This is a genomic window from [Flexibacter] sp. ATCC 35103, from assembly GCF_001975985.1.
Taxonomy (GTDB): Bacteria; Bacteroidota; Bacteroidia; order Flavobacteriales; family Flavobacteriaceae; genus Flavobacterium.
Genome location: NZ_MTQF01000007.1, coordinates 200,149 through 216,314 on the forward strand (window position 1 = coordinate 200,149; position 16,166 = coordinate 216,314).

Consider the following 16,166-nt stretch of genomic DNA (forward strand, 5'->3'; position numbering starts at 1 on the left):
ATAGTATTATGAAGAACTTCTTTTCTAATTTCTTTGGTAGAAATAATGATCCAAAATCAATTGTTTCTTTTGATGTTATGGACAGTATTTATTCAGAATTGTATAATGGGAATAATAGTTTTGAATTTAAAATAAAAGGAATTCATGATACAGTTTCTGTGAATTTGTATTCATTTCCAACTTCATTTGATCACGATGAAGGAAAAATTGAGATCGGGAAAAGCGGTTTTAAGAATGCATACGAAGTTTTGAACGAAGTATATAAAAAGATTAATATAGGGTCAGTTTCAGAAGAACAGATGCTTCAGGAATTAGAATACGATTATATTCATATTCAGTTTTACACCGAGCCAGCGCCGGAAGCTAAAAAGTATCTGAAACATGTTTTGCATAATTTCATGATATTTTTTTGTTGTACCAATAGCCTGGAAACGAATGATTTTAGAATGATCTATAATAATAGTTATTTTCTGGATTATACAAAAGGAATATTAGAAGCTGAATCTATTGATATAAAAGATCCTAAAAATGAGACTCAGAAAATAGGTTTTAAAGAATTTGAAAGGGTTTTGCAGGGTATTTGTCAGTATTTGCAAATAGAATTACCGGAAAGTATCGAACTTCCTTCGCAAGAAAATCTGTTGCCGGAAGATGTTGAGGTTACTCAGGAAACTTTTGAAGAGTTTATAAAATTGGTTACAAGAGGAGATGTAGAGGGGAAATTGGTTCAAAAGCAGTCGAAAAAGCTATTGAAGAATTTTAGAAAAGGTCATACAGAATATCACGAAATAGTGCAAGGGCATTGGGATTTTTTTGAAATTATCGATGCTTGGAACAGCGATTGGAAATTTGATCCTGAAGATGCTGAATATTTTATCTCTGAGATGATTGGCGAAGATCTAAATTTCGATTACCCGGAAGAAACGTATAGCCATGATTTGTTTCCTTACATACAGTCGGCTTTAGAAAAGAAAGGTTTTAAATTAATGAGTTACGATACGCACGGAGATAATTATTTGTTTTTTGTAGCAAATAAAAGTGATGTTGCCAGAATTTTAGAATTGTCTGCATTGACGAAGATTGAGGTTGATAATTTATAAAATTGATTTGAGATATTGGATTAAATTTTGTCGCGAAGTTGTTTGCCTGAATTTGTTTTTATGAAGGTCAAAAACGATTGAAAAAAGAACGCAGATTAAACGGATTCGCTAAGCGAAAACGCTGATAAAAACGGATTATGTTGTTGAGATCCTTTATTCCTGGGAATAATAAGGTTACGTGAAAGTGAAAGTGAAAGTGAAAGTGAGACTGAGACTGAAATCTGAGAATAATAACTGAAAATCAATGGTTGTCCGGATTGTTTACGGAATCAATATTATTTTTCCGGTACTTTTTCGGCTTTCGAGATAATCGTGTGCTTGTTTTCCTTCGTATAATTTAAAAGAAGTTGGGGTTGTTGGTGTAAGTTTTCCATCGATAATCCAAGAGAATAATTGATTCGCTCTTTTAATTCTTTCTTCTTTAGAATTTAAATAACTCCATAAATCCCCGCCCGTTAAAGTTTTCGAGCCATCCATTAGCATTCTTGGATCAACAGGTTCAGGATCACCGCCTGCCATCCCGAAGAAAACGACTTGTCCGCATTCTTTTGTGACTTCAAAACTTTCTTTAAGAGTACTTCCTATGCTGTCATAAACGACATCGACACCTTTTGGGACAATTTCAAAAATTTTTGATTTCCAATCTTCATGATATAAAAAAACATAATCTGCACCTTGTTTAATGGCAACTTTTGCCTTGTCGGGAGAGGATGTTAGTCCAATAACATTAGCACCTAATAATTTGCTTATTTGGGTAAGAAATTGACCGACTCCGCCAGCAACAGCATGAATTAAAATGGTTTCTCCCTGGTTCGTTTTATGACTGTTAGTTGCTAAATAATGTGCCGTTAAACCTTGTAATAACACAGAAGCTGCAGTTTCAAAAGAAATGGCTTCGGGTAACGGAAGAACATGATTTGTATTCACGGCAACCAATTCTGCATTTGCAAAAGGAACATCGGCGAAAGCCACACGATCTCCAACTTTATATTCCGGATGATTGTTTGCATCAACAACAATTCCTGCACCTTCGTAACCTGCAATAAAAGGCGGATTTCCTTTTAAATGATAATTTCCTTTTCGTCTGTAAACATCGGCAAAATTTAATCCAATGGCTTTCATTTCGACTAAAATTTCGTCGGTTTTTAATTCAGGATTCGGAATTTCAATATATTCTAAAACATCAGAATTACCAAAAGAAGAAAAGGTTAGTGCTTTCATTTTTTAATTAAATTAAGAAATACAAAGTACGTGAAAATTTGTTTCCAGTTTGAAACTTTTATAGCTACAGATTATAAGGCAAAAAAAATAAAATTAGATTTTAGGAAATTTCATTTCGTTGAAAGTGCTTTTTTGTGTGGCCAATTTTTCTATATCCTGCCATTTTCTTGGAGATTCTGCTGAGAGATTTTCATATGAGTCTTTTGTAATGGCAAGATCATCTTCGATGCGAACACCAATATTCCACCATTTTTTATCGCATTTGCTATTTGCCGGGATATAGATTCCAGGTTCGACAGTCAGAACCATGTTTTCTTTTAGATTTCCCATATAATTGCCTTTATCATGCACATCCAGACCCAGAAAATGAGAGCAGCCGTGCGGATAATATATTCTGACATCTTTAGGCTCTGTAATGATTCCGAGTTTTATTAAACCTGCTGCTATAACTTCTTTCGATTTTTGGTTTAGATTCTGGATGGGAGTTCCGGGTTTACAAATTTTAAAAACTTCTTCCTGAGCTTCATATACTAATTGGTAGATCGCTTTCTGCTCTTCGGTAAATTTTCCGTTTGCCGGAATTGTTCTCGTAACATCGGCAGAATAACCGTGATATTCAGAACCTACATCCATCAAAAGTAACTGATTGTCAATTTTTGTACTATTGTTTTCTCCATAATGCAGGATACATCCGTTTGCTCCGGCGCCTATAATTGGTGCATATCCTTCGGCTTCGGCACCATAATGTCTGTGTATATAAGCATGGATTCCATCGGCTTCATTTTCGCTCATATCCGGACCAATAGCTTTCATTACCTCGTTGTGTGCAATGCAGGAAAGTTTTACAGATTTACGAAGCAAATCCATTTCTTCAGGGGTTTTTATTTCTCTGAGTGAATTTGTGATGTTTGTAAATAAATCTATTGAGGTTTCGTTTTCCTTTGTGATTCCGGCTTTGGTTTTAAAACTTTCTAATAAGCCATAAAGATCAAATCCGGTTTTATCATTGCCAATATCTGTTGGGATTTTATCATAAATAATGGTATTGAATTTTTTAAAATCAATAACAAAATCTTTGAAATCCTTTCCGTTATACGCCGTTGTAAAACCTAGTTTAGATTTTGCGGCTTCGGCTCCTAAGCGTCTTCCTGTCCAGATTTCTTTTCCGGCATTTCTTTCTCTCACAAAAAGAACTTCATTGTATTTTTCTGTGCCCTGATCTTCCTTAAAAAGTACTAAAACAGCATCAGGTTCTTTGTAGCCTGAAAGATAATATAAGTCGGGATTTTGATGGTAATTATAATTTACATCTTTAGAAAAAACTCTCTCCGGATAAGAGAAAATTAAAGCTACGGAATTTGCGGGCATTAAGTTTCTAAAAGCTTCTCTGCGGCCTTTATGGAATTCTTTAGAAAGATAATCTGTTGGAAGGTTTTGCTGAGAATGAACTTGAGAAAGTGTTATGAATAAGGTAAAGAATAACAATAATTGCTTCATTTTGTGATTTTTGATTGATTTGTCGCTGCAAATTACAAAAAATATGAATTGCTATCAGAGAAAAAAATCACCACGAATTACATGAATTATCTTTTTAAATTCAATATGAAAATTCGGAAAATTTGACAAAAATGAACATAAAAAAACCGTCCATAAAAATGGACGGCAACTATTATTAACCAAGATAAAATACTGTTATTTCTTTTTTAATTTGTCTTTAAATACTTTCTCGAATTTTTCGATTTTTGGCTGAATGACCATTTTGCAATAAGGCTGATTTTTGTTGTTTGCATAATAATTTTGATGATAATCTTCGGCTTTATAGAACGCTTTAAACGGCTCTACTTTTGTCACAATAGGATTGCTGTAAACTTTTGCTTTGTTTAGTTCTGCAATAATACTTTCGGCAGCTTTTTTTTGTTCAGCATTTTTATAAAAAATTACAGAGCGATATTGCGTACCAACATCTGCACCTTGACGATTTAATGTTGTTGGATCGTGAACGGTAAAGAAAACCTGAAAGATTTCATTGATATCGGTTTTCGTTTTGTCATAAGTAATCTGAACTACTTCGGCATGACCGGTTGTTCCTGTGCAAACTTCTTCATAAGTTGGATTAGCAACTTTACCTCCGGAAAAACCTGAAACCACAGATTTTACTCCGTCTAAGTTTTCATAAACTGCTTCGACGCACCAATAACAACCTCCGCCAAGAGTGATGGTTTCAAGGTTTGAAGTGCTTTTTGTTTTATCATTTTGTGTAAACCCGTTTAAGGAGAATGCCAAAATGCAAATTAAAATTATATTTTTCATTTATATGTTTTATTTAGTATCAGGAACAAAGTCAAGTGCAATCGAGTTCATGCAATATCGTTTTCCGGTTGGTGCAGGCCCGTCATCAAATAAATGGCCTAAATGTCCGCCGCAACGACCGCATAAAGCTTCAAGTCTTTCCATTCCTAAAGAATTATCGTTTTTATAGACCACACTTTTTTTGTTGTCTTGTTCAAAAAAGCTTGGCCATCCGCAGCTGCTGGCAAACTTAGCTCCGGAACGAAAAAGTAAGTTTCCGCATGAAGCGCAATAGTAAGTTCCTTTTTCATCTGTATTCCAGTATTTTCCGGTAAAAGGTCTTTCGGTATCTGCATTACGCATTACATCATATACGTCTTCAGGTAATACTTTTTTCCACTCGGCATTACTTATATTTAGTTTAGTAGTATCCGTATTCGAATAATAAGGATTTCCGGGTTTGGTGATTTTGTTTTCCATAACTGCTGTTTTGGTATTTTGTTTTTTTGCACTTTGTCCGCATGCCTGCAAAATGAAAAGCGGAATTAAAAAGCAAAGGCTGAAGATTTGAGTTTTTGTTTTCATTGTTTTAGTGCTTTAATTCTGTGATTTCAAAGATACAACTAGATTTCGCCTTGAAATGTCGTGTACTTTACAATTCAGATTTTTTTAAGTATGTTTTAACTTTTCTTTATTTACGTATAATAGCTGGTTTTAGTTTTTATAGCTTGTTTTGTAAAGGTTTTTATGTGATGTTTAAATTTCAATTGATTGAAAGTTAACGCTTTGAAAAATCATTGACTCGTTAAACTTTTCACAATCTCTCTGAGGATTTTAAAGCCATTTCTTTTTTCGTATTTTTGTTTGATCAATAAGCCCTATGATAGAAGAAAACGTAATATTAGTAAATCAAAATGATGAGCAAATTGGCTTAATGCCAAAATTAGAAGCACATGAAAAAGCAGTTCTGCATCGCGCTTTTTCAGTTTTTATTTTAAATGACAAAAATGAAATAATGCTGCAGCAACGTGCCCATCAAAAATACCATTCACCTTTACTCTGGACAAATACATGTTGCAGTCATCAGCGGGAAGGAGAAACAAATATTGAAGCCGGAAGCAGAAGATTGTTTGAAGAAATGGGTTTTAAAGCAGAATTGAAAGAGCTCTTTCATTTTATTTATAAAGCTCCTTTTGATAATGGTTTGACAGAGCACGAACTCGATCATGTTATGATTGGGTATTATAACGATAATCCGGACATAAATTTTGAAGAAGTAGAAGACTGGAAATGGATGAAAATTGAAGATGTAAAAGCAGATATCGAAAAGCAACCTGAAATTTACACCGTTTGGTTTAAAATAATATTTGATGAATTTGATCATTATTTAGAAGATCATAAGATTTAAAAGATTACAAGCTTAACCCCAAACTAACCAACCTCAAAATGAAAGTAACCATATCAAGAAAAGCACATTTTAATGCTGCACATCGATTGCACAGAAAAGATTGGACGTTTGAAAAAAACAATGCAGTTTTTGGAAAATGTAATAATCCCAATTTTCATGGTCATAATTATGGTTTAACAGTAAGTGTTACAGGAAAAATTGACCCTGAAACTGGTTTTGTTTTAGATGTGAAAGTATTAGCGGATATCATAAACGAAGAAGTAGAGATTCCGTTTGATCACAAAAATCTGAATCTGGATGTTCCGGAATTTCAGGATTTGAATCCAACAGCAGAAAATATTGCCGTTGTGATATGGAATAAAATTAGAAAAAGAATTCAGCCTGATTTTGACTTAGAAATCGTGTTGAATGAAACGGACCGCAATTTTGTAACTTATAAAGGAGAATAATAAATGTCACTAAAAATAGGAGATATAGTTCCCAATTTTACTGCAAAAGATAGTCATGGAGAAGTTTTTGAAAGCCAAAGTGTTTTGGGGCGAAAACCTCTAGTGATTTATTTTTACCCAAAAGATAATACGCCAGGATGCATAACCGAAGCTTGTAGTTTTAGAGATCAATACGAAGATTTTAAAGATTTGGGGGCTGAGGTTATTGGTATAAGCAGCGACAGCGTAAAGTCACATCATAAATTTGCCAGCAAACATAAATTACCTTTTATACTTTTATCTGACCAGGATAAAAAATTACGACATCTTTTTGGTGTTCGTGATACTTTGTTTGGACTTTTGCCTGGAAGAGTAACGTATGTTATTGATAGAAATGGTGTTGTTATATTAATATTTGATAGTATGAATGCCGGAAAGCATATACCGAAAGCACTGGAAACTGTCAAAGAATTAGTATTATAGAATATATCAATAGTATCAGATTGATATTGAATTAATAAAGTTATTAGCCTTAAAAATATGAACCTGAAATCATACCCTTTACAATTTGAACCCATATTGAAAGATAGAATCTGGGGAGGAGAAAAGTTGAAAACAATTCTTCATAAACCAATCGTTTCTAACATTACCGGAGAAAATTGGGAATTATCAACCGTAGAAGGAGATGTTAGTGTTGTTGCTAACGGAGTTCTGAAAGGAAAATCATTGATGGAACTTATTGATGAAATGCCAAACGAAATTTTAGGAACTAAAGTTTACAAGAGATTTGGAAAACAATTTCCGTTGCTTTTTAAATATTTAGATGCCCGCGAAGATCTTTCGATTCAGGTACATCCAAATGATAAATTAGCAAAAGAACGTCATAACTCTTTTGGCAAGACTGAAATGTGGTATGTAATGCAGGCAGATCCTGATTCCAGAATTATTGTGGGTTTTAAGGAGAGTTCAAGTAAAGAAGAGTATTTAAAAAATTTAGAAGATAAAACATTAGTTTCGATTTTAGATGATGTAAAAGCAAAAGCCGGAGATGTTTTCTTTTTAGAAACCGGAACTGTTCACGCCATTGGAGCTGGATTAGTTGTGGCCGAAATACAGCAAACATCAGATATTACCTATCGTTTATATGACTTTGACAGAGTAGATGCGCAAGGTAATAAAAGAGAACTTCATGTAGATTTAGCGCTTGATGCAATAAACTATAATAAGACAGATACACAAAAAAAATATGAAAGAAAAGCAAACTCCTCTAATGTAGTGGTTGATTGCCCCTATTTTACGACCAATTTTATCCCTCTTGAAGATAAAGTTGAGGTTGCAAAAACAGGAGAAACTTTTACGGTTTATATGTGTATCGAAGGAAATTTTGAAATTGAATATAATGGGTTTAAACAATCCTATAAAAAAGGAGATACGGTTTTAGTTCCGGCTGAGATAAATGCATTTATTTTGAACGGAAAAGCTTCAATTTTAGAAATTTACATTTCATAGCACTTAATAAAAAGATTATGTGTACTTTTGCAGTCGCAAATTAAAATAAAAATAAAAATGGCAAACGTTAAAAATTTAAAGAAAGACATCAACTTCGTATTAGGAGATATTATTGAGGCAATTTACTTGTTCGAAATGTCTACATCAGGAAATCCTACTCCAGAAACGAATGCTTTGATCGATCAGGCTATCGCTGCTTTTGATACTTTGATCACAAAAGTGAATGCTAAGAACGTTGAAAACAAAAAAGCGCACTTTAAACAAATCAATGTTGAATTGGAAGAAACTGCTAATCAATTGATTGCTAAAATCAACGAATTGTAAGCAAAAAAAAGTATAAAAAAGTGCAAATTTATTTTGGTAAAACGAAAAACCGCTTTATATTTGCACCCGTAATGAGTCGCCAGCGTAGCTCAGTTGGCTAGAGCAGCTGATTTGTAATCAGCAGGTCGTGGGTTCGAGTCCCTCCGCCGGCTCAACAAAACCATCACTTTTAGTGGTGGTTTTTTATTAAAATAAGCAGTAAATTTATTTTGGAAAATACAAAAATCCATTTTATATTTGCACCCGTAATGAGTCGCCAGCGTAGCTCAGTTGGCTAGAGCAGCTGATTTGTAATCAGCAGGTCGTGGGTTCGAGTCCCTCCGCCGGCTCAACGGAAAACCATCACTTTTTAGTGGTGGTTTTTTTTTGCTCTAAATTTAAAAAACTCCCGGATTTTGCTTTTTTAAATAAAATTTGAGCTTTTCTTAATACAGTGATTTGTATGCTACATTGTTAAATATGTTTTTTACATATTGTTGTTGTTGTTGCACTTAATTATTATCTTTGAATTATGAGCACACTAGAAAAACCAAATCATATAGGGCGAAAAATTAGCCGTATTCGTGAACTTAGAGACATGAAGCAGGAAGCATTGGCACAAGCTTTAGGCACAAACCAGCAAACTATTTCAGCTATTGAAAATAGTGAAACCATTGATGAAGAAAAATTAATTGAAGTAGCAAAAGCACATGGTGTAACTGCAGAAGCAATTAAAAATTTCTCAGAAGAAAATATGATTAATTATTTCAATACATTTCATGATACTGATTTTAGCAATAGTCAAGGAGCTTTTAGTCAAAATCAACAATGCTCATTTAATCCGCTTGATAAAGTAGTTGAACTTTATGAGCGTTTGGTTCAGTCAGAAAAAGAAAAAACAGAATATTTAGAGAATATTATAAAAGGAAAGTAATGAAAAAAGAGGTCTTATAAAACCTCTTTTTTTTTGTCTCGTTTTTTGAAGTGAGAAATATTTGATTCCGTATTAAAAAATATTGAACAAAACCTGATTTTATAATTTAGAAAATTGTAACCATATTTTTCTTATGTTTGTTTCTTAACCAAAACATATATTATACAAATGGAAGAAAATTCAGTTTTTGAAAAATTTGAGTTGCAGCTCGACCAATCTGCAAAAGAGTTTTTAAAAGAAACCGCAAAATGGGCCTATTTTTTATCTATTTTAGGTTTTGTGGGCATTGGGCTTATTATGTTAATCGCCGTTTTTGCCGGGACCTTTTTCGCAGCAATGGGAGCAGCTATTCCCGGAGCAAATGCAATGGGAGGTTCTTTTGGCGTAGTAATGGGCATAGTGTATTTTATTATCGGAGCAATCTATTTTTTTCCAGTATATTACTTATTTAAGTTTGCATCTAATGCAAAAAAAGCTTTCAGGGATAATGATACTGAAGCACTGACAAGTTCTTTGGGATATTTAAAATCGCATTACAAATTTATCGGTATTTTTATGCTTGCCATTTTGGTATTATACGGATTAATATTTGTACTTGCTATTTTTGGAGCTTTATTAGGAAGATAGAAAAATAAAATTTCAAACTTTCTAAGAATCTTTTTTATTGATTTAATTTGAGTTTGCTATAAAACAAAAAAAGTCCTGAGATTCTCAGGACTTTTTTATTTGTTTAAAATGGTATATGTTATTTCTGTTGCTCTTTTTTAATATCAGCAACATATTTAGTCAATTTTTTTCCGTAAAGTGATTGTGCAACTTTTGGAGTCATCGATTTTTGAATCGTATCCAGAAATTTAATATTGATGTCGTAAATCTCAGATAAAGCGATATAAGGTGCTATTTCGTGATCTTTATTATTAAGGGCGAAGTTTGTAGCATATAAGTATTTTCTCTTAATATTAGACTCTTGTTTTATATTAATACTGTCGATCGCTTTTTGATCTTGTCTTTTAATAGCTTTAAATTTTGATTCGACCATAGAAAGGCTTTCGTCATTAAAACGAGAATTTATTTTTTTGTATTCTTCATATAAATCCTGATTTTTAGATCCGGTAATTTTTGCCCCATAGATAAAGTTATCTAAGTTGGTATCGATATTTACATTTCCTGGCTCAGCAAAAAACATAATATTGTTGTCTAATGAGTTCGTTACGCCACGGTCCAGATATAAATAAAGAATTTCAGGAGATTCTAATTTTAAATCGCTTTCAAAAGCAGAATTTCCGTCTATTTTGATGCTGTCAATAGCAACAAGAGATGTATCAACGATTCTTTGAATATATAAAGTTCCGTTTTTTAATCCTTTTATATTTCCTGTAAGGTGCAAACTGTCAGTTGATTCTTTTTTACTACAAGATGCTAATACTGCGAGTGTAACAAAAGCAATAAGTGATTTTTTCATTGGTTTTTTAGATTTTGCTGCAAAATAAAGAAAATAGTTTGAATGTAATGATGTCGGGTTTAAATTTTGCGAAAAATAAATCCCAATCTATTTCTAAATTGGGATTCATAAATTTTATTGAAAATTATCTCTCTACATCGCTAAATTATATGAAGTTCCGTTTTCGTTCGTATAAGTATATTTACTATCACAATCATTGTTGCCATAATCTACAACTCCGTTTAGCAATTCTCCCTGAATTTTTAGTCTTCCTTTAGATATAAACTCACACGAATATTTTTTGATCAATGGTTCCTGAACAGTTAAGGTTAATGTTCCTCCACTTTGTGCTGTTACGGTATGAGTTCCTTCGGTCATTTCATAAATATTATCCTCAAGAACAAATGGTGTTTCTACGCCTGCAGATTGTTTTATGGTAACCATTCCTGAATTAAGATAAACTCTTCCAGCTAAATCTGTAAATTTTCCGTTAGTGACTTTTCTGCTAAATTGTGGTACAGTTGCAATAGTTGTAGTATTTACATATTCAATTGTTCCTTCCAGTTTTATTCCAGTAATAGAATAGTCTATTCTCTCAATGGTCATTTTGCTTCCTGTCGTAGTAATAGGTCCGGAAAATGTAATTTTCAGTTTTCCTTTTTTTACTATTTGATTGTCTGAGCATCCTGCAGTTCCATAATCTACCGTAAATACTTTAGGGTACGATTCTGCACTTTGCTGTGTTATGGTAATGGTGCCACAGATTCCAGTTATATTTTCGGCTGATTTTCCTGTAGATGAAATTTTTGATGAAACCAATAATCCGGTTTTGATGTCCATTTCGTTAGTGGCGTCAATTGCAATCGAAGCTCCAACTGAGCTTACATCGGCCTGATTCGTTTTGTCATCATCATTGCTGGAACAAGAAATGTAGGTAAATCCTGTTGCACAAATGGTTAGTAATAAAATTAAGGTCTTTTTCATAGTAGTTTGGGTTTTTGTTAGGGTTAAAAAGGCATTCAAATTTAATAAAAAAAGTAAATGATAATAAAAAAATCCTGTAAGCAGAGCCTACAGGATTTAGAACGTATTTTTAATAAAAAATATTATTTGATCATCTCAAAACTTCTTTTTACAAAAGCGGTTAAAGCTTCTCCTTTTAAAAGGTTTTGCGATAACTTGGCTAAGTCTAAAGCTTGTTTTACCAAGTGTTCCTGATGTGTTTTGTCTTCAGTATTTAAGATGCTTGAAGCTAAATCTGAGTTTGTATTTACAACCAGATTATACATTTCAGGCATATTACCCATTCCAAACATTCCGCCACCACCAGATTGGCTCATTTCTTTCATTCTGCGCATGAATTCCGGTTGCGTAATGATAAAAGGAGCAGCCTGGCTATCCATAGCTTGTAGTTGTACACTATATGCTTTAGGGATATAAGATTCTAATGAAGTTTTTAAAGTTTCCTTCTCTTCATCTGATAACTTAGAAATCGTGTTTTCGTCTTTTTTGATTAAATTATCAATATGATCAGAATCTACACGAACAAAAGTTACATCTTTATTATCGCCTTCAATTTTTTGAATCAAGTGTGAGATGATCGGAGAATCTAAAAGCAATACTTCGTATCCTTTTTCTTTTGCTGTTTCAATATAAGAGTGCTGTGCATCTTTATTTCCAGCATAAAGGACAACCAGTTTTCCGTCTTTATCGGTTTGGTTTTCTTTTAATTTCTCTTTTAATTCTTCAAGAGTAAAATAAGTTTCATCTACAGTTGGGTACAATACAAATGCACCTGCTTTTTCGTAGAATTTATCTTCAGAAAGCATTCCGTACTCTAAAACGATTTTAATGTCGTTCCATTTAGCTTCAAAATCAGCACGGTTTTCGTTAAATAATGCTTTAAGTTTATCCGCTACTTTACGAGTAATATAGTTAGAAATTTTCTTAACTGCACCATCAGCTTGTAATCCTGAACGGGAAACGTTTAACGGAATATCCGGTGAATCGATAACTCCTTTTAGCATTGTCAAAAATTCAGGTACAATTCCTTCTACGTTATCTGTAACATAAACCTGGTTTTGGTACAATTGAATTTTATCTTTCTGGATTTGCATATCAGATCCTAACTTAGGGAAGTATAAAATTCCGGTTAAGTTAAATGGATAATCTACATTTAAATGAATGTGAAACAACGGATCTTCAAATTGCATTGGATACAATTCTCTGTAGAAGTTTTTATAATCCTCATCAGATAATTCCGTTGGTTGTTTAGTCCACGCCGGATTTGGGTTATTGATGATGTTATCAACTTCAAAAGTTTCGTTTACATAATCTTCAGGAGCATCTTCCGGTTTTGGAAGTGTTTCTGTTCTGGTTCCAAATTTAATTGGAACAGGCATAAACTTATTATACTTATTCAATAATCCGCTGATTTTAGAATCTTCTAAAAATTCAAGAGAGTCTTCAGCGATATGCAGGATAATTTCAGTACCGCGTGAAGTTTTGTCAGCAGGCTCTAAAGTAAATTCAGGGCTACCATCGCAAGTCCAGTGCGCAGCTGGTTCGTCTTTGTATGATTTAGTGATAATTTCAACTTTTTCTGCAACCATAAAAGCAGAGTAGAAACCAAGACCAAAGTGACCAATAATTCCGGAATCTTTAGCAGAATCCTTGTATTTGTCAAGGAACTCTTCGGCTCCTGAAAAAGCAACCTGGTTAATGTATTTTTCAACTTCATCAGCTGTCATACCTAATCCCTGGTCGATGATGTGGATTTTTTTGCCTTCTTTATCAATTTTAATTTCGATAACAGGATTTCCGAATTCTACTTTAGCTTCTCCTATACTAATTAAGTGTTTTAGCTTTAAAGTCGCGTCGGTTCCGTTTGAAATTAACTCACGTAAAAAGATTTCGTGATCGCTATACAAGAATTTTTTGATTAAGGGAAAGATGTTTTCTACCGAAACATTAATTTTACCTGTTGTCATATTTTTATTATTTTTTTAGTTTAAAGTGATGATTTTCATTTCTTCAAATAGAATACCAATTGTTTTTTGAATGACAAAATGTCGTAAGTGTTAATTTTGAAAGAAAATAATTAGATTCTAAAACAAAAGATATTCTTATGAATTGTATCTTTGTCGTATAATAATTGTTAAATAAGTAAGTATTAACTTAAATAAAAGTACAAAATGAAGAAAATTATTTTCATTTGCATGATCGCAACGATGTTATTCGCGTGTAAATCAGCTTCGTCTACAGCTTCAACTGAAGCCACTCCACTATCAAAAAAACTTGACAGACCTACTCAGGTAGCTATTAAAGGAAATTGGGTTTTAACTAATGTATCTTATCCAGGTTCTGAATATATCAAGGTAAATTCTTTTGATCTTGCAGATTCTAAATGTTTCATTGGAAGTACCTGGAATTTTATTTCAAATAATAACAAAGGATCAATGGCTTTAACAGCACCAAGCTGTACTGCTTTTAGCTCACCAATTGTTTGGAGTATAAATAATCAGGGATTGTTTGTACTTAAAATTCTTGATGCTGGTATAAAAGCAAAAAAAGTAAGAGACGGATACTTATTAAAAGTTGCCGGTTTAACTGAAAATTCATTTCAGTTAGTTGATAACATCAACGTTGGAGGACAAGTAAAAGATGTTACTTACCAATTTCAAAGAGCTAATTAAAATTAAAAATATATAATATGAAAAAGATAACAGTTTTAGGTTTGAGTAGTTTACTTGTATTAGTAAGTTTTTTTGCAAGTTGCGATTCAGTTAAAAACGCAAACAATACACAAAAAGGTGCAGGAATTGGAGTAGTTGCCGGTGGTCTTATTGGTGGTATTTTAGGAAATAATTTAGGAAAAGGCGGAAACGCTGCTTTAGGAGCTGCAATTGGAGCTGCTGTAGGTGGTGGAACTGGTGCTCTTATTGGAAACAAAATGGATAAACAAGCCCGTGAAATTGATCAGGCTTTACCAGGTGCATCTGTAGAAAGAGTAGGAGAAGGAATTCACTTGACTCTTAATGAAAATGCGGTTCGTTTTGATACAAACAAATCTACTTTGACAACTCAGGCAAAAGCAAATTTAGATAAATTAGTTCCTGTATTTAATGAGTACGGAGATACTGATATTCAAATTTTTGGTTATACTGATAATACAGGAAAACCAGAATATAACTTAACACTTTCAGGACAAAGAGCTGCTTCTGTGCAATCTTATTTAGTTTCTAAAGGATTAAAATCAAGCCGTTTCAAAACTTCAGGTTTAGGAATTGTTGATCCAATTGCTACAAATGATACTCCGGAAGGAAGAGCTCAAAACCGTCGTGTAGAGTTTTCTATCACTGCAAATGACAAAATGGTAAATGACGCTAAAACCGAAGCAGGTAAATAGTTTCAAACGCAATAAAATTTCTTAAAAGCTGTTTCATAATTGAAGCAGCTTTTTTTTGACTTTAGAAATTAAACATTGTAAATTTGAACTTTCAAATACAACCCATGCTTGACATTCAGAATATTTCTTTTTCGTATACCGATAGCCCTGTTATAAAAAACGTTTCTTTTACCATAAATAAAGGCGAGAATATTGCTATTATTGGAGAAAGTGGCTGCGGAAAAAGTACACTTTTAAAATTAATGTACGGTTTATATGACTTAAAAGAAGGTAAGATCTTTTATAATGATAAACCTATTTTAGGTCCTAAATACAATTTGATCCCGGGAATGCCTTTTATGAAATATCTGGCTCAGGATTTTGACTTGTCCCCTTTTGAAACTGTAGCCGAAAATGTTGGAAAATTCCTGTCGAATGGTTTTGCCAACATGAAAAAACTACGTGTTCAGGAATTACTAGAAATGGTAGAAATGGAGCAATTCTCTAATGTAAAAGCTAAATTTTTAAGTGGAGGACAACAACAAAGGGTAGCACTGGTAAGAGTTTTGGCTCTGGAGCCGGAAGTAATTTTATTAGATGAACCTTTTAGTCAAATAGATGCTTTTCGTAAAAACGCTTTACGTCGAAATTTATTTAGATACTTAAAACAAAAAGGAATTACCTGTATTATTGCAACTCATGACAGTACAGATGCCTTATCGTTTGCAGATGAAGCAATCGTGATGCGAAACGGAGAAGTTATCGTAAAAGATAATCCGACAAAAATTTATGAAGATCCTGAAACAAAATATGTGGCTTCGCTTTTTGGGGAAGTAAATGAGATTCCTACCCATTTGTTATTGCCGTATGAAGATCAAACACATAAAACATTAGTATATCCGCATCAGTTTAAAATGGTAACCGAATCGAATTTACCGGTAAAAATTAGAAGGACTTATTTTAGGGGAAATCATTTTTTAATTGAAACCGTTTATAAAAGACAGCTGGTATTTTTTGAAAGTGAAATCGATTTGCCTCTGGAACAGGAAATATTTTTAGGTTTAAATTATCTTTAATTAGAGAATGTGTCAATTAGAAAATGAGATAATTCTTTTTAATAGTATAAAAACAAGAAACCCGATAGTC

18 protein-coding genes and 2 tRNA genes are annotated in these 16,166 nt (G+C 33.0%); 13 read left to right on the forward strand and 7 right to left on the reverse strand.

Annotation, left to right across the window (positions count from 1 at the left end):
- Nucleotides 1-8: 8 nt before the first annotated feature.
- On the forward strand, nt 9-1,100 hold the full coding sequence (locus tag BXU01_RS16100; protein WP_083694137.1) for a hypothetical protein: 1,092 nt from the start codon (nt 9-11) through the stop codon (nt 1,098-1,100).
- A 261-nt stretch (nt 1,101-1,361) separates the two neighbouring features.
- Here BXU01_RS16100 and BXU01_RS16105 read toward each other — a convergent pair whose 3' ends face one another.
- The 4 genes from BXU01_RS16105 to msrB form a co-directional block, all read right to left on the reverse strand.
- Nucleotides 1,362-2,321 carry a quinone oxidoreductase gene (locus BXU01_RS16105; RefSeq protein ID WP_083694138.1) on the reverse strand — a complete coding sequence of 320 codons (960 nt, stop codon included), beginning with the start codon at nt 2,319-2,321 and terminating at the stop codon, nt 1,362-1,364.
- A 93-nt stretch (nt 2,322-2,414) separates the two neighbouring features.
- Entirely contained in the window at nt 2,415-3,818 is a 1,404-nt protein-coding gene (locus BXU01_RS16110; protein WP_083694139.1) for an aminopeptidase P N-terminal domain-containing protein, read from the reverse strand.
- A 195-nt stretch (nt 3,819-4,013) separates the two neighbouring features.
- Entirely contained in the window at nt 4,014-4,631 is a 618-nt protein-coding gene (gene msrA, locus BXU01_RS16115) for a peptide-methionine (S)-S-oxide reductase MsrA (RefSeq protein ID WP_083694140.1), read from the reverse strand.
- A 9-nt stretch (nt 4,632-4,640) separates the two neighbouring features.
- Complete coding sequence (gene msrB / locus BXU01_RS16120) at nt 4,641-5,195, reverse strand: peptide-methionine (R)-S-oxide reductase MsrB (RefSeq protein WP_083694141.1); 555 nt, start codon at nt 5,193-5,195, stop codon at nt 4,641-4,643.
- 295 nt (nt 5,196-5,490) lie between these two features.
- On the opposite strand from msrB, the gene idi reads away from it, so the two are divergent.
- The 9 genes from idi (at nt 5,491) to BXU01_RS16165 (ending at nt 9,819) form a co-directional block, all read left to right on the forward strand.
- Entirely contained in the window at nt 5,491-6,018 is a 528-nt protein-coding gene (gene idi / locus BXU01_RS16125) for an isopentenyl-diphosphate Delta-isomerase (RefSeq protein WP_083694142.1), read from the forward strand.
- A gap of 38 nt (nt 6,019-6,056) precedes the next feature.
- Nucleotides 6,057-6,467 (forward strand): 6-carboxytetrahydropterin synthase, encoded by a 411-nt coding sequence (locus BXU01_RS16130; RefSeq protein ID WP_055093237.1) that lies wholly within the window; start codon nt 6,057-6,059, stop codon nt 6,465-6,467.
- 3 nt (nt 6,468-6,470) lie between these two features.
- Complete coding sequence (locus BXU01_RS16135; RefSeq protein ID WP_083694143.1) at nt 6,471-6,929, forward strand: peroxiredoxin; 459 nt, start codon at nt 6,471-6,473, stop codon at nt 6,927-6,929.
- A gap of 57 nt (nt 6,930-6,986) precedes the next feature.
- A complete protein-coding gene (locus BXU01_RS16140) occupies nt 6,987-7,955 on the forward strand; it encodes a type I phosphomannose isomerase catalytic subunit (RefSeq protein WP_083694144.1) in 969 nt (322 codons plus the stop codon).
- A 57-nt stretch (nt 7,956-8,012) separates the two neighbouring features.
- On the forward strand, nt 8,013-8,279 hold the full coding sequence (locus BXU01_RS16145; protein ID WP_055093243.1) for a hypothetical protein: 267 nt from the start codon (nt 8,013-8,015) through the stop codon (nt 8,277-8,279).
- Between the two features lie 78 nt (nt 8,280-8,357).
- Nucleotides 8,358-8,431, forward strand: a tRNA-Thr gene (locus tag BXU01_RS16150).
- Between the two features lie 103 nt (nt 8,432-8,534).
- A tRNA-Thr gene (locus BXU01_RS16155) sits at nt 8,535-8,608 on the forward strand.
- A gap of 182 nt (nt 8,609-8,790) precedes the next feature.
- Nucleotides 8,791-9,192 carry a helix-turn-helix domain-containing protein gene (locus BXU01_RS16160; protein WP_083694145.1) on the forward strand — a complete coding sequence of 134 codons (402 nt, stop codon included), beginning with the start codon at nt 8,791-8,793 and terminating at the stop codon, nt 9,190-9,192.
- A gap of 168 nt (nt 9,193-9,360) precedes the next feature.
- Nucleotides 9,361-9,819 carry a DUF5362 family protein gene (locus BXU01_RS16165; RefSeq protein ID WP_083694146.1) on the forward strand — a complete coding sequence of 153 codons (459 nt, stop codon included), beginning with the start codon at nt 9,361-9,363 and terminating at the stop codon, nt 9,817-9,819.
- Nucleotides 9,820-9,937: 118 nt separating this feature from the next.
- Here the strand turns inward: BXU01_RS16165 and BXU01_RS16170 are convergent, their stop codons facing one another.
- From BXU01_RS16170 to htpG, 3 genes are all read right to left on the reverse strand, one after another.
- Nucleotides 9,938-10,654, reverse strand: a complete 717-nt coding sequence (locus BXU01_RS16170; RefSeq protein ID WP_083694147.1) for a DUF4369 domain-containing protein — start codon at nt 10,652-10,654, stop codon at nt 9,938-9,940.
- A gap of 132 nt (nt 10,655-10,786) precedes the next feature.
- Nucleotides 10,787-11,617, reverse strand: coding sequence for a hypothetical protein (locus tag BXU01_RS16175; RefSeq protein WP_083694148.1), 831 nt, complete (start codon nt 11,615-11,617; stop codon nt 10,787-10,789).
- Between the two features lie 122 nt (nt 11,618-11,739).
- Nucleotides 11,740-13,623 (reverse strand): molecular chaperone HtpG, encoded by a 1,884-nt coding sequence (gene htpG, locus BXU01_RS16180; protein ID WP_083694149.1) that lies wholly within the window; start codon nt 13,621-13,623, stop codon nt 11,740-11,742.
- Nucleotides 13,624-13,827: 204 nt separating this feature from the next.
- Here htpG and BXU01_RS16185 point away from each other — a divergent pair, with 204 nt between their 5' ends.
- The 3 genes from BXU01_RS16185 (at nt 13,828) to BXU01_RS16195 (ending at nt 16,096) form a co-directional block, all read left to right on the forward strand.
- On the forward strand, nt 13,828-14,328 hold the full coding sequence (locus BXU01_RS16185; protein WP_055093252.1) for a lipocalin family protein: 501 nt from the start codon (nt 13,828-13,830) through the stop codon (nt 14,326-14,328).
- A gap of 17 nt (nt 14,329-14,345) precedes the next feature.
- Nucleotides 14,346-15,041 carry an OmpA family protein gene (locus BXU01_RS16190; RefSeq protein WP_055093254.1) on the forward strand — a complete coding sequence of 232 codons (696 nt, stop codon included), beginning with the start codon at nt 14,346-14,348 and terminating at the stop codon, nt 15,039-15,041.
- 104 nt (nt 15,042-15,145) lie between these two features.
- Complete coding sequence (locus BXU01_RS16195) at nt 15,146-16,096, forward strand: ABC transporter ATP-binding protein (RefSeq protein ID WP_083694150.1); 951 nt, start codon at nt 15,146-15,148, stop codon at nt 16,094-16,096.
- Nucleotides 16,097-16,166: the final 70 nt, after the last annotated feature.